We start from the raw sequence: 20,229 nt of genomic DNA on the forward strand, positions 1-20,229 counted from the left end.
ATGTTGCTCCGCGCACTCTGCGTCCTGTTGTGCTGTCTGGCGGGCTTTGCCCAAGCAGAGTCCGCCAGCTCTTCCCCGCACAAGGCCTACCTGACATTGATCATCGATGACCTGGGGCAGAACCTGCCCCGGGATCGTCGGGTGCTCGCCCTGCCCGGCCCGGTCACGGCGGCGATCATGCCCGACACCCCCCACGCCACCGAATTTGCCCGCGAAGCCCATCGCGCCGGCAAGATCGTCATCCTGCACATGCCCATGGATCCGGCCACCGGGCCGTACGCCTGGCACCCCGAACTGCCCATCGAAGAGCTGCAGAAACGCCTGAATGCCGCGTTTGAAAAAGTCCCGTTCACCGCCGGCATCAACAATCACATGGGCAGCCGCATGACCGCGCAGCCTGCGGCGATGGCGTGGTTGATGGGCGAATTGCAGCGTCGGCACAAGTTCTTCGTCGACAGCCGCACCAGCGCTCAAACGGTCGCTGCGCAGCAGGCGCAGAAAATCGATCTGGCCAGCGTTTCCAGAGACGTGTTTCTCGATGATGAGCGCACCGAAGCGGCCATTGCCAATCAGTTGCAGACCGCGATCACCCTGGCGCACAAACAGGGCTCAGCGGTGATGATCGGCCATCCGTATCCGCAGACCCTGGCGGTGCTGGAGCGCGAATTACCCAGACTCAAAGCGCAAGGCATCGACTGGATCGATATCAGGCAGATGATCAGCGTGCGCAGCAACCGGGCCATGGCCGGGCATGGCAAGGACGGCGTTTACCGGTAAAACCCTGTGACGCTGGCACATACATAGTTACCACCCGATAACCGTCCCCGTTTCCGATAGTGCGACCTGCAACAGGTCGCGACGCCCTCGCGTCGCTTTCAACTATCAGGAATCATCATGACTATCGAAGACAATATCGCAGCGCTGCCACGGCAAATGGAACCGATCATCCAGGACAACCTGCTGATCAACTTCACCACGGAATTCAATCGGGTCTGGAGCAGCAACGGCTCGAAAGCGAAACCCGCCACCTTCTGGCGCCCTGCCCCCGCTCCGGATGCACTGCCGGGCTATTTCCCCCTGGGCGATATGCTGATCCCCGGCGATGCCAATATCAACGGCGAAGTAGTCGCGGCCGTGGTCTGCGAGAGGGATTTGAAAGGAGTCGAAAACGCCAGAGGCAAGGCACTGGCGCGTCCGGTCGATTTTGAACTGGTCTGGAAAGAAACCGGGGCGCCCAATGTTGCGCGCCTGTCGATCTGGCGCCCTTTGGCACCTGTCGGTTACGTCGCCTTGGGGCAAGTCTGCACCACCGATCATTGCAAACCTTCGCTCAACTCAGTGCGTTGCGTCAGGGTCGACCTCGTCGTCGCGGCGAACCTCGGCGAGTTGATCTGGAATGACAAAGGTAGCGGCGCCAAAATGAGTTTCAGTGCCTACGCCATCGAACCGCCGACTGCGGCAGCAGGCGAAATCCTGTTTGCAGCGGGCACATTCGCCGGCATTCAGGGCTACAGCAAGCCTGCGGCACCTTCATCGGCGTACGCGTTGCGCATGCAGATCCCTGTGCAACTGAGCGAACCACCGCAGGTTCCGGTTCTCGGTGGATATGCCAAGCCAGCCGAAAGCGAACCCGCCACAGTCACACATGTTGCCCGCCTGCCCTGGTTCGCGGTGCGAGACCATGCGCATCCCGGTGAGCAGTTTCGCAACTCACCTTACTACGCACTCAAGAGGACCGACCAATACGTGCTCATCGGTTATGAGCGCAATGAGGCAAACACATACCGCGCGACAAAATGGACTGCGCCGCGCGCGCAGAGCGCCGTGACGATGCGGATGTTCCATAGCTTCACCGCGATGGAAATTGTAAAAGCCTGGCCATCCGCGCCTCTGAGCGACATCCGCATGACCAGATTCTCGGCTTGCCTGCCGAAGGCCCTGACCCACACTGAAGCGTCTTCCAACGGCTGGCACGAGCTGCGACCGCAGATCGTGATTGCCATGGTGCCAAAACAATCAGCCGTAGCGGTCTATCAGATGCAAAGCCATTACGAACTGGTGAGGGAAGACGGTACTCAAGTGGCGGTCGATTTCGGCTATACCGACGACTCCAGCGTTCTGCTGACGCAATACCCGCCGCAATCCATCGAGTCAGTCAGTTCTTGCCCATCGCTGACGTCGGATATCCCCGCTGAGACAGGCATCGACAGCACCAACGTAGAAGCGCTGCCATCGCCTGATCTGGATGTGGTCACAGATAGCGCGCCATGATTTCATCGACCACGCCTTCTTTGCGCAGTTGATCCAGCGCGGTCTGAAGCTTGTTGACCACCTCATCGGAAACATCCTTGTTCAGCGCCAGGTACAACTCGGCGCTGTTGAAGCGCAGCACGGTCTTCAGGCCGGTCACGCCATCCTGCCGTGCCAGATAACGGCCGGCAGGATCACCCGTGGCCCACAGATCGATCTGGCCATTGAGCAGCTTTTTAGCGTTGTCCTGATCGCGCAGCACCACCACCGGTTTGAGGCCTTGCTTGGTGAGTGTCTCGGCAATCGCATCACCCTTGTAGGCGCCGATCTTGTATTTGCGCGCGTCGTTGAGGGTGTCGAGGGTGATCTTGCTGTCAGCCTTGGCCAGCAGGATCCAGTCATCCGGGCCGATCGGGCCGACCCATTTGAACAGTCTTTCGCGATCGGGCAGGCGCGCCATGACGAAGGCCCCGTAACCGGGATTTTCCAGGGCGAGCTTGTAGACACGTTCCCAGGGGAAACGCAGGGTCAGGCTGTAAGTGAGGCCGGCGCGCTGGAACATCTCGCGAACGATGTCCGTGGCAATACCGTTGATGTTGTCGCCCTGGGCGAAATTCTTGCCGTTCTTCGCCATGTTGTACGGCGGGAAGTTCTCGGTGAGCAGCACCAGATCGGTGTCGGGACTGGTTTCGGCCCGGGCATTGCTGATGAACAACAACGAGGCGCTGGCGAGAACAACAAGCAGGCGTTTGATCATGTCGGGCTACCGGAATCCATGGCGTGCCCAAGAGTGCCTTGGGCGCGCCATGCTGTCCACTGGCCTGTACGCTTTAGCGCATGACGATGCCGCGATGCGACATGTAGGCCTTGGCTTCCTGCACGGTGTATTCGCCGAAGTGGAAAATACTTGCCGCCAGCACCGCACTGGCATGGCCTTCGAGAATGCCGTCGGCCAGATGCTGCAAATTGCCGACGCCGCCGGAAGCGATCACCGGAATGCCCAGCGCGTCGCTGATGGCGCGGGTCACGCCGAGGTCGAAGCCGTTTTTCATGCCGTCCTGATCCATGCTGGTCAGGAGGATTTCGCCAGCACCGAGGCCTTCCATTTTCTTCGCCCACTCGACCGCGTCGAGGCCGGTCGGCTTGCGCCCGCCGTGGGTGAAGATTTCCCAGCGCGGGGTTTCGCCGGGGCCGGAGACTTTCTTGGCGTCGATGGCGACGACGATGCACTGCGAGCCGAAATGCTGCGCGGCTTCGCCAACGAACTCCGGATTGAACACGGCGGCGGTGTTGATCGACACCTTGTCCGCGCCTGCATTGAGCAGGTTGCGGATGTCCTGCACGGTACGCACGCCACCGCCGACGGTCAGCGGAATGAACACCTGGCTGGCCATGCGCTCGACGGTATGCAGCGTAGTGTCACGACCATCGACGCTGGCGGTGATGTCGAGAAAGGTAATCTCGTCGGCGCCCTGCTCGTCGTAGCGACGGGCGATTTCCACCGGGTCACCGGCGTCGCGGATGTTCTCGAACTTCACACCTTTGACGACCCGGCCGTTGTCCACGTCCAGGCAAGGGATGATGCGTTTGGCTAACGCCATGGGCTTAATCTCCGATTAAGAGTTGCAAGCTTCAAGCTACTAGCTGCAGGAAAGAGCCGATCGCGGTCGAGTTTCTAACTTGCAGCTTGCAGCTTACAACTTGGAGCTGGCCGCGTAGCTATCACAAAAAGCTTGAGCCTCTGCAACATCCAAAGTGCCCTCATAGATCGCGCGGCCCGTGATCGCGCCGATGATGCCCGGTGCCTTGGCGTCGAGCAGCGACTTGATGTCACCCAGGTTATGGATGCCGCCGGAAGCGATCACCGGAATCCTGGTGGCAGCGGCCAGCGCAGCGGTGAACGGTACATTGCAGCCCTGCATCATGCCGTCTTTGGCGATGTCGGTATAAACAATCGACGACACGCCGTCGGCTTCGAACTGCTTGGCCAGGTCAATGACCTGCACGGTGCTGATCTCAGCCCAGCCGTCGGTGGCGACGAAACCGTCTTTCGCATCCAGACCGACAATGATCTTGCCCGGAAACGCACGGCAGGCTTCAGCAACGAACGCCGGATCTTTCACGGCTTTGGTGCCGATGATCACGTAGCTGACGCCGGCCTTGACGTAATGCTCAATGGTTTCCAGCGAACGGATGCCGCCACCGATCTGGATCGGCAGGGTCGGGTAGCGCTTGGCGATCGCGGTGACCACTTCGCCGTTGACCGGCTGGCCTTCGAACGCGCCGTTGAGGTCGACCAGATGCAGACGACGGCAACCGCCCTCCACCCACTTGGCAGCCATGCTCACCGGGTCATCGGAGAACACCGTGGAATCTTCCATGCGGCCCTGGCGCAGACGTACGCAGGCACCGTCTTTGAGATCAATAGCGGGAATAATCAGCATGCTTTTTCCTTCGTCAAAAGAGCGGCAAGCTGCAAGCCATAAGCTGCAAGCGCGCACGCGCGTCTATCTCTTGCAGCTTGCAGCTTGACGCTTGCCGCTGCTCTTAATTTTTTTCGAGCGCCCACAGGTCGCTTTCGATGCTTTCAAACCGTTCCTTGAGGTGGGTCTGCACATCGAAAATCGCCCTGTTGTAATAGTGCGGAGCAATCTCGCGGGTAAACAGCTCAAGAATTTCCGCCGCCTCGAACGAACCCAGATCCAGTTCGAAACGGTCTTCCATGAACCGCTGAATCTTGCGACTGGCCTCGCTCTCCTGCTCGGGAGTGAGGGTCAGAATCGGCGGTTTGGATTTCTTGACAGCCATTTACCAGCGACCGTCCCACGCAGCGAAGTTCTGCAACAGTTGCAGGCCGTGGGTATGGCTTTTCTCCGGGTGGAACTGCACGGCGAAACGCGAACCGTCGGCCAGCGCTGCAGCGAAATCGACACCGTAATGACCGCTGCCTACCACCTGCCGCGCATTGGCGGCGGCGATGTAGTAGCTGTGCACGAAGTAGAAACGCGCCAGATCCGGGATGTCATGCCACAACGGGTGACTGATGTTCTGCTTCACCTCGTTCCAGCCCATGTGCGGGACCTTCAGGTGCTCGCCGTCTTCGTGCAGATCCTTGCCGAAGAATTTCACCGCGCCCGGAAACAGGCCGATGCAGTCGACGCCGGCGTTCTCTTCGCTGGTATCGAGCAGGGCTTGCATGCCGACACAAATGCCGAGGAACGGCCGATCCTGGCTGACCTCACGGACCAGCGAATCGAAGCCGAGGCGACGGATCTCCGCCATGCAATCGCGAATCGCGCCAACGCCCGGGAAAACCACGCGATCGGCTTCGCGAATCACGTTCGCATCGCTGGTAATCAGCACCTTGCCGGCGCCGACGTGCTCAAGAGCCTTGGCCACCGAGTGCAGATTGCCCATGCCGTAGTCGATAACCGCAACCGTCTGCATTACAGAACGCCTTTGGTCGACGGCATTTGCCCGGCCATGCGCTCGTCCAGCTCGACGGCCATGCGCAGCGCGCGGCCGAAAGCCTTGAACACGGTTTCGATCTGGTGGTGGGTGTTGGTGCCGCGCAGGTTGTCGATGTGCACGCTGACCAGCGCGTGGTTGACGAAGCCCTGGAAAAACTCCTGGAACAGGTCAACGTCGAAACCGCCGACGGTAGCGCGGGTGTACGGCACGTGCATCTGCAGGCCCGGGCGACCGGAGAAATCGATCACCACACGCGACAGTGCTTCATCGAGCGGCACGTAGGCATGGCCGTAGCGACGGATGCCTTTTTTGTCGCCGATGGCTTTGGCAAACGCCTGGCCGAGGGTGATACCGACGTCTTCCACCGTATGGTGGTCGTCGATATGCAGATCGCCCTTGCATTCGATATCCAGGTCGATCAACCCGTGACGGGCGATCTGGTCCAGCATGTGCTCAAGAAAAGGTACACCGATATCGAATCGGGCCTTTCCGGTGCCATCAAGGTTGATCGAGGCTTTGATCTGGGTTTCCAGAGTGTCGCGCTCGACAGACGCCTTACGTTCGGCCATCACCAGCTCCGCAAAATCATTGGGCGAAAAAGGCAGCCATTATAGGCACGCAGGAGGCAAACAGAAACACGAGAGGTGAGATGCCTGACGGATAGAACGCCCGACTGTCGCGGGTAGACATGTCCATACAAGCCAGTACAGGCATGCCATAAACAAATGTGGGAGCGAGCCTGCTCGCGAATGCGGCACGCCAGCCAACATGGATGTCGACTGGTGCTCCGTCTTCGCGAGCAGGCTCGCTCCCACAGGTTCGGTGTTTATTCAGCTAACACCTTAGTGAAACAGTACCGCCGTCTTCTGCAGGGTCACCCACACACCCCACGCCAACGGAATACCCACCACCAGCCAGGCAGCGATCGCCAGAGGCTTGGTGCCCGGCGCCGCTTTCCACTCCAGAACGGTGCTGGCATCGGCACCCTTGTCGTGGCCCAGCGCCTGTTCGGCGGCCAGTTCGGCGTCGGTCATGAAGTACTTGTCGGCCACCGGGCGCACCATCAGGTTGCACAGGAAGCCCAGCACCAGCAGGCCGGCGAGGATATACAGGGTGATGTCGTAAGCGGCAGCGCGTTCCACGCCGATGCTCAACTGATATTCACGCAGGTAGTTCACCAGCACCGGACCGAGCACGCCGGCAGCGGCCCAGGCAGTCAGCAGACGACCGTGGATCGCACCGACCATCTGTGTACCGAACAGGTCGGCCAGATACGCCGGAACGGTGGCAAAACCACCGCCGTACATCGACAGGATGATGCAGAACGCCGCCACGAACAGCGCAACGTTGCCCAGATGGCCCATGTTCGGAATCAGCGCGTACAGGGCAAAACCCAGCGCGAAGAACACGAAGTAAGTGTTCTTGCGGCCCAGGTAGTCGGAGAACGAGGCCCAGAAGAAGCGGCCACCGATGTTGAACAGGCTCAGCAGACCAGTGAAGCCAGCTGCGATCGCCGCGATCGAGGCCAGTTGGCCAGCGTCGAGTTGACCGAACGGCACATCGACGCCCAGCAGTTTGCCGCCGAACACTTCCTGCAACAGTGGCGAAGCCATGCCGAGGATACCGATACCCGCCGACACGTTCAGGCACAGCACCAGCCAGACCAGACGGAATTGCGGGGTTTTCCACGCTACATTCACGTGGACGTGACGGTTGGTGATCATGGCGTTGGAAGCTTTCTTCGCCGGAGCGGTCCAGCCTTCAGGCTTCCAGCCGGTTGGCGGCACGCGGTAGGACAGTGCGCCACCGATCATGAACACGAAGTAAATGGCCGCCATGGCCACGAAGCTCTGCCATACGCCTACGCCTTCTGGCGATGCGAAGTGGCTCATCAGCGCAGTCGCCAACGGTGCACCGACCATCGCGCCGCCACCGAAGCCCATGATCGCCATGCCGGTTGCCATGCCGCGCTTGTCCGGGAACCACTTGATCAAGGTCGACACCGGCGAGATATAGCCCAGGCCCAGACCGATACCGCCGATCACGCCGGAGCCGATCCACATCAGCCAGATCTGGTGGGTATAGATACCCAGCGCGGAAATCAGCAGACCGCCGCACCAGCACAAGGCCGAGACCACGCCCGCTTTACGAGGCCCGGCGTGTTCCAGCCAGCCACCCCAGATCGCTGCCGAGCAGCCGAGGAAGATGAAGAACAGCGTGTAGATCCAGCCGAGCATGGAGATCGGCCAGTCGCAGTTCGACGAAAATACCTGCGCGATGAAGCTCATGTCCGGCGCGCAAGCCACCGGCGCGGTAACGCCGAGTGCCTTGGACAGCGGCAACCAGAACACCGAGAAGCCGTAGGCCATGCCGATGCACAGGTGAATGGCCAAAGCGGCCGGTGGAACCAGCCAGCGGTTGAAACCGGGCTTGGCGATGATGCGTTCCTTGGACAGGAACGCAGGCTGGTCGGCCTTGAGGCCGTCCGCCGTGATGCTCGTGCTCATTGTGTATCCCCCAATTGTTAGTATGGTTCGCCAGCCACTGCTCACCCTCGGCCTTATGCACGCAGGCATGACCGTTTTTTTAGGTGACGCTCCTTGAAGGCGCGACGTTAAGTCGCAGACGGGCAGACGAACTGGCGAAGGTTACCATTCTCAGGTGACAGAAAAACCAAACTGATATCACCTTTTTTCAAGTCATCTGTTCTCGTACGACTCGGGAAGCCGCCAACCCCGCGTCTGCAAAGGCACCACGCCGTTTGCTACTTGTCCCATTTATGCGTGCGAAAAGTTACCCGTCGCCTGGGCGTGACTGAACGACTGATGAACCAAGCGCAAAAAATGGCGTCGCAAGCGGGGGCCGGATTGCACCCTCTGGCGCCCGCCGGGCATCCTCAAGCGCAGGCCCGGTGGCGAAGTTGCAGGTGCCGCCGCCGACCCTCGGCAGATGACGCCACACCGAACCGGGTGCCGGCAGCGCTATACTCCCCGGCCATATGACCAATTCGACTAACTACAAGGACTCGCCCATGAAAGCGTTCGGCAAAATCCTGGGTCTGGTACTTCTCGGGCTGTTGCTGATCATTGTGGCGGCAGGCTTTGCCCTGACCCACCTCTTCGATCCCAACGACTATAAAGACGAGATCCGCCAGATTGCCCGCGACAAGGCCCACATCGAGCTGACGCTCAATGGCGATATCGGCTGGAGCCTGTTCCCGTGGCTCGGCCTGGAATTGCACGAAGCCAGCGTCGCCACCCTGGCCAAACCTGCCGAACCGTTTGCCGACTTGCAGATGCTCGGCCTGTCCGTGCGCGTGCTGCCGTTGTTGCGCCGCGAAGTGCAGATGAGCGACGTGCGCGTCGAAGGCCTCAACCTGCGCCTGAACCGCGACAAAAACGGCCACGGCAATTGGGAAGACATCGGCAAGGTGCCTGTGGCGCCAGGCTCGACGCCACCCGCCACAGCGGGCGCGACCGCCAGCGAGCCGACCGTCGCCGTGGAAAAACCGGCGCAACCGATCCGCCTCGACATCGACAGCCTGACCGTCAACAACGCCCGCGTTGAATACACCGATGAGCTGACCGGCAAGCAGTTCAGCGCCGAAAGCATTCAACTGAGCACCGGCCCGGTACACGATTCGACCAATATCCCGGTGAAAGCCACCGCGTTCCTTGGCACCAACCAACCGGTGCTGCGCGTGCGCACCGAGCTCAACGGCGAGCTGCGCTTCGAGCGCGCCTTGCAGCGCTACAAGTTCGAAGACCTGAAGCTGACCGGCGAACTCGCTGGCGATCCGCTGCAAGGCAAAACCATGACCTTCTCTGCTCAGGGCCAGTTATTGCTGGACAAGGCAGCGAACGTCGCCGAATGGACCGGCATCAAAATTTCCGCCAACCAGCTGCGCGCCCTGGGCGAGCTGAAAGCCAACGACCTCGACAAGACGCCACAGATCAGCGGCGGCATTTCCATTGCCCAGTTCGATCTGGCGAAATTCGTCGACAGCATCGGCCAGACACTGCCGGCGATGGGCGAAGGCAGCCTGAGCAAGGTCGAACTGGTCAGCCGCGTTGCTGCCACTCCGACCAGTCTGTCGTTCGACAACATCAACCTGAAACTCGATGACAGCAGCTTCAGCGGCCGCATCGCCATCGAGGACTTCGCCAAACAGTCGCTGCGCGCGATTCTCAAGGCCGACACGTTCAACGTCGACCGCTACCTGCCACCGAAATCGGCTCAGGCTAACAACGCCACGCAAACCCGTCAGGCCGAAGTCGCCAGCACCGAGGCCGGCGCCGTCGCGGGTACCACGCCGCTGCCGGACAAACCGAGCAAAACCGCCTGGAGCACCGAGCGTCTGCTGCCGGTCGAACGCCTGGCCAAACTCGACGTGGACGCCGATCTGACTTTCGGCCAACTGACCCTCGACAAACTGCCGATCCAGAACGCCGCGCTCAAAGCCACCGGCCAGGGCGGCCTGCTGACGCTGACTAACCTGAGCGGTGATCTGTACAACGGCGGCTTCGTCGCCAACGGCACACTCGACATGCGCCCAAGCGCGCCGCTGCTCAACCTGCAGACCCGGCTCAACCGCGTGCCGGCGGAAAAAATCATCGAAAGCCAAGGCAAGAATCCGCCGGTCAAAGGTCTGGTAACGCTGACCAGCAGCCTCACCGGCAGCGGCAACAGCCAGCAGGCGCTGATCGATACGCTGAACGGCAACGCCAGTTTCGTCATCAACAACGGCGTGCTGCTCAACGCCAACCTTGAACAGCAATTGTGCAAAGGCATCGCCACCCTCAATCGCAAATCCCTCAGCGGCGAGCCACGGGGCAAGGACACGCCGTTCGAAGAGCTCAAAGGCAACCTGACCGTGCGCAACGGCGTCGCCAATAACCCCGACCTGAAAGTGCGCATCCCCGGCATGACCGTCAACGGTGACGGCGACATCGACCTGCGCGTGCTCGGCATGGATTACCGCGTCGGCATCATCGTCGAGGGCGATACCAGCGCCATGCCCGACCCGGCCTGTCAGGTCGGCGAGAAATTCGTCGGCATCGAGTGGCCACTGCGCTGCCGTGGCCCGCTGGAACTGGGCGCCAAGGCCTGCCGCGTCGACAATGACCGTCTCGGTCAGGTGGCCAGCAAGATGGCTGGCAACAAGCTCAGCGAGAAAATCGACGAAAAACTGGGCGATAAAGTCAGCCCGGAATTGAAAGACGCGTTGAAGGGGCTGTTCAAGCGATGACAGCAGAGCAATTTTCCACGGCGGTGCTGGAGTGGTTCGACCGCCATGGCCGCCACGATTTGCCGTGGCAGCAGGACATCAATCCATATCGGGTCTGGGTGTCCGAGATCATGTTGCAGCAGACCCAGGTCAGCACCGTGCTCAATTACTTCGAACGCTTCATGGCGGCGCTGCCAACCGTCGATGCGCTGGCCGCAGCGCCGGAAGACGAGGTGCTGCACCTGTGGACCGGGTTGGGTTACTACACTCGCGCACGCAACCTGCAGAAGACCGCGAAGATCGTCGTCAGCCAGTACGCTGGCGAATTCCCGCGCGACGTGGAAAAACTCACCGAGCTGCCGGGCATCGGCCTGTCCACCGCCGGGGCGATCGCCAGCATCAGCATGGGCCTGCGCGCGCCGATCCTCGATGGCAACGTCAAACGCGTGCTGGCGCGCTTCACCGCGCAAGAGGGCTACCCCGGCGAACCGAAGGTGGCCAAACAACTCTGGGCCAACGCCGAGCGCTTCACCCCGCACGATCGGGTCAACGCCTACACCCAGGCGATGATGGATCTTGGCGCCACACTCTGCACGCGCAGCAAGCCGAGCTGTCTGCTGTGCCCGCTCAAGCGTGGCTGTGAAGCGCACATGCTTGGCCTGGAAACCCGTTATCCGATTCCCAAGCCGCGCAAGGCCATCCCGCAGAAACGCACGCTGATGCCAATGCTGGCCAACGGCGAAGGTGCGATTCTGCTTTATCGCCGCCCGTCGACGGGACTGTGGGGCGGTTTGTGGAGCCTGCCGGAACTGGACGACCTGGAAGATCTGCAACATCTGGCCGATCAGCACTCGCTGACCATGGGCCAGCAGCAGGCGCTGCCGAGCCTGGTTCACACCTTCAGCCATTTCCAGTTGTCCATCGAACCGTGGCTGGTTCACGTGCAGGAAGCCAGCCATCACGTGGCCGAGGCCGACTGGCTCTGGTATAACCTCGCCACCCCGCCGCGCCTGGGCCTTGCTGCCCCGGTCAAGACCTTGCTTGAGCGCGCGGCCGCCGTCTTGAATGCAGGAGAATCGCCATGACCCGCACCGTAATGTGCCGCAAGTACAAAGAAGAACTGCCCGCGCTGGAACGCGCCCCTTTCCCGGGTGCCAAGGGCCAGGACATTTTCGACCACGTCTCGGCCAAGGCCTGGGCCGACTGGCAGAAACACCAGACCCTGCTGATCAACGAAAAGCGCCTGAACATGATGAACGCCGAAGATCGCAAATACCTGCAGGGCGAAATGGACAAGTACTTCTCCGGCGAGGAATACGCCAAGGCCGAAGGCTACGTGCCGCCAGCCGAATAACCCGCAGATTTCGTAAGCGACGGAATTAATTTAAGAAATTTTCAAAAAGTCGTTGACGTAAATCCGAAAAACCCTTTTAATGCGCCCCGTTGCCCAGATAGCTCAGTCGGTAGAGCAGGGGATTGAAAATCCCCGTGTCGGCGGTTCGATTCCGTCTCTGGGCACCAAATACCGAAAACCCTGAATCGCAAGATTCAGGGTTTTTTTATGCCTGCGATTTGATCCCCCTCCTCTCTTCGTCCTTCGATACACCCGGATTCCAGCTGTACTGGAAAAAACCCGAAATCTGTATCTCTCCGCGCAGATGGCGTTTCGCCAATACTTTGCGCAAGCCTTGGCGAGCCAATGACTGGCTCTACTTTGCGCCCCGCAACACTCTGGACTCCTGTAGCCCTCAGAGCGCAAACCCTGATTTTTTGAATCGATCGGCGTCGCCCGCAAGGTCACTTCCTGTCCAGCAAAAAAATCTGAACCCAACCCACAGGCGAACTGCAGTTAGTGCTTTTCAAACATTCCAGGATGAATGCTGGCGCCCCGTGCGCCCGGCAAAAGAGCGAAACGGACGACGCATGATCAAGCAACTCATCAATGAAAACAGTTATGTGCAGATCGGCGATCTTTGCAGCGCAACGATCCAGCTGAAAATCGAAGGACTGAATCCCGCCGGCTCCATTAAGCTGAAGACCGCGCACGCGCTGATCACTGATCTTGAAGTCCGCGGACTGATCAACCACAAGACCCGCCTTATCGAATCCTCATCGGGCAATCTCGGCGTTGCGCTGGCCATGGTCTGCGCTGCCAAGGGTTACCAGTTCGTTTGCGTGATCGACCCGAATATTTCCGCGCCGAACCGCAAGCTGATTCACGCCCTTGGCGCGCAAATGCTCATGGTCGATCAGCGTGACGAGAACGGCGGTTACCTGAATTCGCGGATTCGCCTGATCGAACAACTGGTCGCTGACAATGCCGACTACATCTGGCTCAACCAGTACAAGAATCCGACCAACCCCCTCGCCCACTATCAAGCGACTGCCAGGTCCATCGCGCGCAAGTTTCCCCAGGTGGATTACCTGTTCGTCGGCGCTGGCACCACTGGCACGCTGATGGGCTGCAAGAACTACTTCGCCGAACATCATCCACAGACCAAAGTCATTGCCGTCGATACTGTCGGCTCGGTGACATTCGGGCTGCCGGGCGGTACGCGCCATATCCCGGGGCTCGGCACCAGCCGCCTGCCGGAGATATTCGAGTCGTCGGGCATTCACGACTTCCTGTCGATTCCCGAGGAACAGACGATCAAGGTCTGCCGTTGGCTGGCGCAACGCTACGGCCTGCTCTTCGGCGGCTCCACCGGGACTGTGCTCGCCGGCATCCGCCAGTGGGCGCCGCATATCCGGCCCGACGATGTCGTGGTGGCGATCTCCCCCGACATGGGTGAGCGCTATCTCGAAACCATCTATTCCGACGACTGGGTCACCCAGCGGATCGGCGCAACCGCACTGCAGCCCCTCTTCCCTGAAATCGCTCTGGCACTCTCGGCGTAATCCTCATGACCACACAGAATCCGATCCAGCCGTTCCACGTCATCCCCGGCGCTGTCGTCAAAGACATCCTCAACGGGCTGCGGCATGCAACCATCGACATGGTGGCGCAGACCTACCTCACCCACGAGCGTGGCGAAACCGTTAACCCCGACAGTTATTTCCTGCGTTTCCCTGCGCAACCGGCGAACCGGATCATTGCGCTGCCGGCGGCCATCGTCGACAGCGAGGGCGATCAATCCGTCTCCGGAATCAAGTGGATTGCCAGTTATCCCGACAACATCAAGTCAGGTATTCCGCGCGCATCTGCGGTGCTGATTCTCAACGACCCCGAGACCGGCTACCCCTACGCGCTGCTCGAAGGTGCACTGATCAGTGCCGTGCGCACGGCAGCCTCGGCAGTCTTGGGTGCCTGGTGGCTGAATGGCCAGAACCGCCACGCGGCGACACTTTCGATCATTGGTGGCGGGGTAATTTCTAGGAGTATCCTCGAGACTTTCGTCGCCGACGACTGGTCCTTCGATAGCGTGGGCATTCACGATCTCAACGCGGAATCGGCGCAAGCCCTCGCGGAATTTGGCGGACAACTGGGCCTGCCGGATGTACACCTGCTGTCGCTCGAAGAAGCGCTGACTGCCGACATCGTGGTGTTCGCCACCAGCGCGGGCGAGCCGTACGTAAAAGGCCAGGGCACGTTCCGCCCGGGGCAGATTGTTCTGAACATCTCGCTGCGGGATATCGGCGCCGAAATCATCGAGGAAAGTTACAACTACTTCGACGACACCACCCATTGCCTGAAGGCCAATACCTCACCGCATCTGGCCGAGCAGCAATACGGCCATCGCGACTTTGTCACCGGCACAGTGGCGCAGCTGATTCGCGGTGACCTGCATGTCGCCCAGGACAAACCGCTGATCTATTCGCCATTCGGCATGGGCATTCTCGATCTCGCGATTGGCCGGATGATCCACGACATTGCGGTGGCGGCCGGTACGGCAATTGTCATCCCGTCATTTTTTGGCGAGGAGCGCAGATGGTGAAGGCGCCTGTGCACATCGGCCTGATCGGCTGCGGTTCGCGCGGATTGTCGGTATTCGAGCGCCTGTTGAGCCGCGCCGAGGAACGCCCGCAACAACCGGTGTTCATCGACATCTTCGAGCCCAACGTGCTCGGCAGCGGCGCGCACTGGCCCGATCAACCGGACTACCTGTTGCTCAACACCGTCGCCGGTCAGCTCGGGGTATTTCCCGACGCAGCAGCGTTCGGTGATCTGACCGACGCCCGGGAACGGCCAGGGCCGGACTTTCTCGCGTGGTGCCGAGCACAGCACGTCAAGGTTGACCCCGACAGCGGCCTGCTCGCCGCCGACGGTCGCGACGTCGAGCCGGAGGATTTTCTGCCACGGCACCTGCTCGGCGCTTATCTGGCCGACGCCTTCACGCGGATCCTCGCGACCGCCCCCGCCTGGGTCACGGTCAATCTGCATCGGCATCAGGTCACGGCGGTCGAGCGCCGCGAGAATCAGCAATACCTTCTGCTAACCGCCCAAGGCGCTGCGGTGACGGTGGATCGCCTGGTTCTGACCGTCGGCCACACCGGGCGCCTGCGCCTGGCGGGGCAGAACCGGGTCGATAACGTCTATCCGCTGCCCGGCAGCCTCACCACCGTCGAGCCCGGCGAAACGGTATTGATCGAAGGGTTGGGCCTGGGCGCCATGGACACCCTGGCAGCGCTGACGGCTGGCAGAGGCGGGATCTACAAACCCATGGCTGATGGCAGTCACACTTACCAGCCGTCGGGTCAGGAGCCGGTGATCTTCATTCAGTCGCGGGACGGGCTGCCTTTTCGCACGCGTCCCAACGGTTTGATCGGCTGCCCACGCCATAACGCCGTGTTGCTGACCAGCGAGCGCATCGAGTCGTTGCGGGTCAACGCGCACAACCGCCGACTGGATTTCGAACGGGACATTCTGCCGCTGATGCTGCTGGAGATGCGTGCCGCTGCGGTCGCCGTTCTGCATAAACCCTCAGCGCCACAACAGCTGCTTGAGCAGCTCAGAACCGTCAGCGTTGCCGGCCCAGCAGGTGTTGTCGCCTGCGAAGCTTTGCTGCGCAAGTTCGAAGCGATTGCCGGGGCAATCAATCCGCTGGAGCTGATCTGCCACGCACTGCCCGACAGCGTGACGCCTTACAACTATCACGCATGGATTTACGACACCCTCGAAGCCGACTTGCATGAAGCACGCCTGGGACGCGGCGCATCGCCGATCAAAGCCGCCATTGAAGTCTGGCGCGACTTGCGTGACCGGCTGCGTGAGGCGGTGGATTTCGACGGGCTCACCGAAGACTCGCATCGGCAGTTCTATGGCCGCTGGCACAAGGCGATCAACCGTCTGGTCGCCGGCCCGCAGAAGGAGCGCCACGCCGATCTGCTCGCGCTGTGTGATGCCGGTTTGCTGACCTTTCTCAAGCCCGGCTCACGCCCGGCTATCGAACACTTCAAGCGGGTCGCCGGCTACGTCCAGAGCAGCGGCGTCACCCACAGCGACTGCGCACCTGTGCGCGACCTCGCGCGCCTGGGCCTTGTGCGTCCACGCACCGATGTGCCGGGCATCGACGGCATCGATGTCGACGCGGCGTGCAACCCAAGGTCGAACAGCGGCGAAGCGGTGCATGACATCTGGGTGCTGGGCCCGCTCGCTGAAGGCTCCTGTTATTACAACCACTACGTCACCTCGGCGGGCGCACCTTCGCGGCTGTTCATGGACGCCCATCGAGTCGCCACCGCCATCCTTGAGACAGGAACTCGCGCATGAAACTCTACTATCAGACGCATTCGCCGTACGCCCGCAAGGTGTTGGTGCTGGCTCACGAACTCGGCATGGCGTCGAGCCTGGAGGTGATTCATCACGAAACCAGTCCGACTTCGCCAAACGCGACCATCTACCAGGCCAATCCGCTGGGCAAAGTGCCGGTGCTGATGCTGCCCGACGACAGCGCACTGTTCGATTCCATCGTGATTTGCGAATACCTCGATGACCTGAGCAACGGCCGTAAATTCATCCCGACAAGCGGCCCCGAGCGCTACAAGGCGCTGCGCCTGCAGGCATTGGCGCAGGGCATGTGCGATGTCGGCATCAAGCTGCGCTGGGAAGTCGAGCGGCGCCCCGAAGCCCTGCGCTATCCGGCGTACGCGGACGGCCAGGCCTACAAACTCAAGGAGGCGTATCGCTTCATCGAAGAGCACGTCGACCTCAATGGCCCGATCACCGTCGGCCACATCGCCTTGGCGACGGCCCTGGACTGGATCGCTTTCCGTCAACTCTCGGACTTCTCGGCGCAGGCTCGCCTGAGCGAGTGGTATCAGACGTTCTGCCAGCGCGCGTCCATGCGGGCGACCGAGTACAGCGGACAGACGCACGATTAAGCCAAGGAAACCGCTATGAGCTCTCTCTTGTTGCAAATGTCACCGATCGCGCTGGTGATCGCGCTGATCCTGATCGTCCGGCGTCCGCCGGTACAGGCGGCGTTGGCCGGTGTGGTGCTGGTGTTGGTGCTGTGGGCACTGGGCGCTGCCGGGCCGGTGTCGGCGGCGATCTCCTCGGCGATATTTCAGGACACCACGATCCTGTTTCTCAGCACCGCGTGCGTCATCGTCCCGGGGCTGGCCTTCGTCATTCTGGTCGAGCGCGGCGGCGCGCCACAGGCCATCGGCGCGTGGGTCAAGGAACTCGGCTGGACACCGCCGGCGCAGGTGATTTTCATCGTGCTGGGACTGGCGCCGCTGCTGGAAGCGATGACCGGCTTCGGCGTTTCGCTGATCGCCACGGTGCCGCTGCTGATGGGGCTTTTCACTCGCCAGTCGGGGATGAAAATCGCTCTCGCCGGCATGGTGATCATGCCGTGGGGCACGCTGGGTCTGGCAACGGTGATCGGTGCCTTGCTGGCGCATTTGCCGGCGCAAACCCTCGGTAGCCATTCGGCGCTGATCAGCGCGCCGGTGTTCCTCTGCCTGGCGTCGCTGGCCTTGTGGCAGGCCGGCATCCGCAGGATCACAGCGTGGCTGGGGCTGCTTGTCGTGACGGCCCTGTTCGTTGCCGTGCTGTTTGGCGTCAACCTGTGGCTCGGCCCGGAAGTTTCCGGTGTGCTGGCCGGGCTGGCCGTGGCTTGCGTCGGCCTGGGCATCTCCTGGGCGCAACGGAAAAAACTGGTGCGCTGGCCGAGCGCGGCATGGCCTTATCTGGCCTTGCTGGGAGTGATTGTGGCGTCGCGCGGACTGTTCGTGCTGTCGGGTTGGGATGGCCTGTGGGTTGTCAGGGGCGAACACGTTTCATGGAAGCCGCTGGCGTCTCCAGGGCTGGCGCTGCTGATCGTGACCGTGCTGATGGCGTTCAGGCAAACCGCGGGAGCGGGTTTCCCGTGGCAAGCGCTGTTGAACCGGGCGAAGTTTCCGGTCACGACAATCTTCCTGTTCCTGTTGCTGTCCCAGGTGATGGTCAACGCCGGATTCCTTGTCGAGGCGCAAAGCGCGTTGCAATCCATGTCGGGTATTTCGCTGGCGCCGACGATCGCTCTGCTGGCGGGGATTGCCGGTTATGTCACCGGCTCCAACGTCGGCGGCAACACGCTGGTGATGCCGTCCATTGCCGCGCTGAGCAGCGAACACGGGGCGTGGCTGGCGGCAATGGTCAACAGCGCCGCCGGCCATGGCGCACTTGGCTCGCTGTCGATTCTGTCGTTGATCACCGGACTTGCCGGGGCCAACCGCCAGGAAGAAAACAGCCTGATCCGCTTCGCCTTCGGTCTGGTGGCGCTGAACATCGTCATAGTTGCTGCAACGGGGATCGTTTTGCTCTACTTTCTGTGAATTGTTTCGAATCATCACAGAGAACTTATGGACAGGTTTGATTTGCCGGACAAGCGCTGGCGGATAGTCAAGGACTGGATTATGCGCCAGATCGACAGCGGTGACCTGGCGGCCGAAGCGAAACTGCCGTCAATCCGCGTTCTGGCGCGGATGTTCGAGACCAGCATCACCACGGTGCAGCGGGCGCTGGCCGACCTCGAGGCCGAGGCCTACGTCACGACGGTGCCGCGCGTCGGCTACTTCGTCTCGGCGTCAGGGCGGGCAAAACCATCCGGCGCTTTCGATTTCTCCAGTGTCACCGTCAACGTCAATCATGCGGTGGTCGCGATGCTCTCCGAAGCAGCGTCGCGCACCACTGCATCGCTGAATTCGGCGGTTCTGCACAGCGATCTCACGCCCAACGTGTTGCTCAACAAATGCCTCTCGGTGCTGGCCGCCAGGACTGACAACGCGCTGAGCGGTCTGGTCGCGCCACCCGGCCTGCCGGCGCTGCGACGGCGCATCGCCGGGCTGATGCTGACTCGCGGTGTAGTCTGCGGGCCGGACGATATTCTGGTGACGTCGGGCGACACCATCGCTCTGGAACTGGCCCTGGAAGCCGTCGCGTCGAAAGGCGCTACAGTCGCCATCGAAACCCCGACCTATTACGGCATCCTGCAGACCATCGAACGCCTGGGCATGCGCGCCTTGCCGATCCGCACCCACGGCCGCACGGGCTTGGATGTCGATCATCTGGAGGAAGCGCTGAAACAGAAAAAAGTCGCGGTGATTTTTCTCAATCCGACGCTGCAGAATCCGCGTGGCTTCATCATGCCCGACGAAGCGCGCGCGCGACTTTCAAGGATCGCCCGGGAAGCGGATGTGCCGATCATCGAAGACGACATCTTCTTCGACCTGGTGCCCGAAGCTGATCGACCGCGCGCCCTCAAGAGCTACGACAGCAGCGGCCAGACGATTTACTGCTCGTCCTTTTCGAAAACCATCGCGCCGGGTTATCGCGTCGGCTGGTGTCTGGCCGGCAAATACCGCAATGCCATCCTCGCGCAGATGTTTTCGCGCAACCTGGCCGTTTCCAGCCTGGCGCAAAATGTTCTCAATGAATTCATCGGCCGTGGCTACATGGACGAGCACTGCGCCAGATTGAGGTCGCAACTCTCTTCGCTGGCGAGTTTTGTCGAAGCGCTGGTGCGCACGGATTTCCCGATCGGCACCCTCTACGTCCCACCGCGCGGCGGCTTCATCCACTGGATCGAAATGCCGGCACACACCGACATGCCGACGCTGCAGCAATTGGCCACGGAGCGTGGTTGCCACGTGGCTGGCAGCGGCATCTTTTTCGCCGACGGCCAGGCTTCCACAGGCGTGCGCATCTGCCTCGGCACTGCGCTGACGCCGGCGGTGATCGGCATTCTCAAGGTGATCGCTGAATGCGCCCATCTTGCCGCACGCCCGACGAGCCTGCGGCAGATGCCGACTGATCACCTGCAAGAGCTGGCAGTTACCTGACCGGCTTGCGCGAG

The 20,229-nt window shown here is 61.2% G+C and carries 18 protein-coding genes, 1 tRNA gene and 1 pseudogene; 13 read left to right on the forward strand and 7 right to left on the reverse strand.

The genetic code is table 11. The features are described from left to right. Entirely contained in the window at positions 1–777 is a 777-nt protein-coding gene (locus tag ACYSTU_RS09545; RefSeq protein ID WP_130929048.1) for a divergent polysaccharide deacetylase family protein, read from the forward strand. A 117-nt stretch (positions 778–894) separates the two neighbouring features. Further along, complete coding sequence (locus ACYSTU_RS09550) at positions 895–2,271, forward strand: Vps62-related protein (RefSeq protein ID WP_498997694.1); 1,377 nt, start codon at positions 895–897, stop codon at positions 2,269–2,271. Here ACYSTU_RS09550 and ACYSTU_RS09555 read toward each other — a convergent pair. The 7 genes from ACYSTU_RS09555 to ACYSTU_RS09585 form a co-directional block, all read right to left on the reverse strand. Beyond that, a complete protein-coding gene (locus tag ACYSTU_RS09555) occupies positions 2,252–3,007 on the reverse strand; it encodes a substrate-binding periplasmic protein (protein WP_024011222.1) in 756 nt (251 codons plus the stop codon). The genes ACYSTU_RS09550 and ACYSTU_RS09555 overlap by 20 nt on opposite strands. 73 nt (positions 3,008–3,080) lie before the next feature. Further along, positions 3,081–3,851 (reverse strand): imidazole glycerol phosphate synthase subunit HisF, encoded by a 771-nt coding sequence (gene hisF, locus ACYSTU_RS09560; RefSeq protein WP_016772122.1) that lies wholly within the window; start codon positions 3,849–3,851, stop codon positions 3,081–3,083. Positions 3,852–3,944: 93 nt separating this feature from the next. Continuing rightward, complete coding sequence (gene hisA / locus ACYSTU_RS09565) at positions 3,945–4,694, reverse strand: 1-(5-phosphoribosyl)-5-[(5-phosphoribosylamino)methylideneamino]imidazole-4-carboxamide isomerase (protein WP_498997698.1); 750 nt, start codon at positions 4,692–4,694, stop codon at positions 3,945–3,947. A gap of 103 nt (positions 4,695–4,797) precedes the next feature. Further along, positions 4,798–5,058, reverse strand: a complete 261-nt coding sequence (locus ACYSTU_RS09570) for a DUF2164 domain-containing protein (protein ID WP_016772123.1) — start codon at positions 5,056–5,058, stop codon at positions 4,798–4,800. Then, positions 5,059–5,697, reverse strand: coding sequence for an imidazole glycerol phosphate synthase subunit HisH (hisH, locus tag ACYSTU_RS09575; protein WP_016772124.1), 639 nt, complete (start codon positions 5,695–5,697; stop codon positions 5,059–5,061). It abuts the gene before it with no gap. Beyond that, positions 5,697–6,290, reverse strand: coding sequence for an imidazoleglycerol-phosphate dehydratase HisB (gene hisB / locus ACYSTU_RS09580; RefSeq protein WP_016772125.1), 594 nt, complete (start codon positions 6,288–6,290; stop codon positions 5,697–5,699). The genes hisH and hisB overlap by 1 nt, the downstream gene beginning before the upstream one ends. Positions 6,291–6,563: 273 nt before the next feature. Continuing rightward, positions 6,564–8,228 carry an OFA family MFS transporter gene (locus tag ACYSTU_RS09585; RefSeq protein WP_016772126.1) on the reverse strand — a complete coding sequence of 555 codons (1,665 nt, stop codon included), beginning with the start codon at positions 8,226–8,228 and terminating at the stop codon, positions 6,564–6,566. A 228-nt stretch (positions 8,229–8,456) separates the two neighbouring features. On the opposite strand from ACYSTU_RS09585, the pseudogene ACYSTU_RS09590 reads away from it, so the two are divergent. The 11 genes and pseudogenes from ACYSTU_RS09590 to ACYSTU_RS09640 all read left to right on the forward strand — a co-directional run. After that, positions 8,457–8,674: pseudogene (locus ACYSTU_RS09590) on the forward strand (acetyl-CoA sensor PanZ family protein); the annotation flags it as partial. 78 nt (positions 8,675–8,752) lie between these two features. Then, positions 8,753–10,969 carry an AsmA family protein gene (locus ACYSTU_RS09595; protein ID WP_498997705.1) on the forward strand — a complete coding sequence of 739 codons (2,217 nt, stop codon included), beginning with the start codon at positions 8,753–8,755 and terminating at the stop codon, positions 10,967–10,969. Beyond that, complete coding sequence (gene mutY / locus ACYSTU_RS09600) at positions 10,966–12,033, forward strand: A/G-specific adenine glycosylase (RefSeq protein ID WP_136492422.1); 1,068 nt, start codon at positions 10,966–10,968, stop codon at positions 12,031–12,033. The genes ACYSTU_RS09595 and mutY overlap by 4 nt, the downstream gene beginning before the upstream one ends. Then, positions 12,030–12,302, forward strand: coding sequence for an oxidative damage protection protein (locus tag ACYSTU_RS09605; RefSeq protein ID WP_016772129.1), 273 nt, complete (start codon positions 12,030–12,032; stop codon positions 12,300–12,302). Before mutY ends, ACYSTU_RS09605 begins: the two co-directional genes overlap by 4 nt. A 91-nt stretch (positions 12,303–12,393) precedes the next feature. Next, positions 12,394–12,469 (forward strand) — tRNA-Phe (locus ACYSTU_RS09610). A gap of 402 nt (positions 12,470–12,871) precedes the next feature. Continuing rightward, the gene (sbnA, locus tag ACYSTU_RS09615; RefSeq protein ID WP_498997710.1) at positions 12,872–13,846 is read left to right on the forward strand and encodes a 2,3-diaminopropionate biosynthesis protein SbnA; all 975 of its coding nucleotides are present in this window, start codon (positions 12,872–12,874) and stop codon (positions 13,844–13,846) included. A gap of 5 nt (positions 13,847–13,851) precedes the next feature. Then, entirely contained in the window at positions 13,852–14,883 is a 1,032-nt protein-coding gene (gene sbnB / locus ACYSTU_RS09620; RefSeq protein ID WP_498997713.1) for a 2,3-diaminopropionate biosynthesis protein SbnB, read from the forward strand. Continuing rightward, positions 14,877–16,658 (forward strand): FAD/NAD(P)-binding protein, encoded by a 1,782-nt coding sequence (locus ACYSTU_RS09625; RefSeq protein ID WP_498997717.1) that lies wholly within the window; start codon positions 14,877–14,879, stop codon positions 16,656–16,658. Before sbnB ends, ACYSTU_RS09625 begins: the two co-directional genes overlap by 7 nt. Continuing rightward, the gene (locus ACYSTU_RS09630) at positions 16,655–17,269 is read left to right on the forward strand and encodes a glutathione S-transferase family protein (protein WP_264364373.1); all 615 of its coding nucleotides are present in this window, start codon (positions 16,655–16,657) and stop codon (positions 17,267–17,269) included. The genes ACYSTU_RS09625 and ACYSTU_RS09630 overlap by 4 nt, the downstream gene beginning before the upstream one ends. 15 nt (positions 17,270–17,284) lie before the next feature. After that, a complete protein-coding gene (locus ACYSTU_RS09635) occupies positions 17,285–18,709 on the forward strand; it encodes an L-lactate permease (RefSeq protein ID WP_264364372.1) in 1,425 nt (474 codons plus the stop codon). 27 nt (positions 18,710–18,736) lie between these two features. Continuing rightward, positions 18,737–20,215 carry an aminotransferase-like domain-containing protein gene (locus ACYSTU_RS09640; RefSeq protein WP_264364371.1) on the forward strand — a complete coding sequence of 493 codons (1,479 nt, stop codon included), beginning with the start codon at positions 18,737–18,739 and terminating at the stop codon, positions 20,213–20,215. Positions 20,216–20,229: the final 14 nt, after the last annotated feature.

This window comes from Pseudomonas glycinis, from assembly GCF_054871425.1.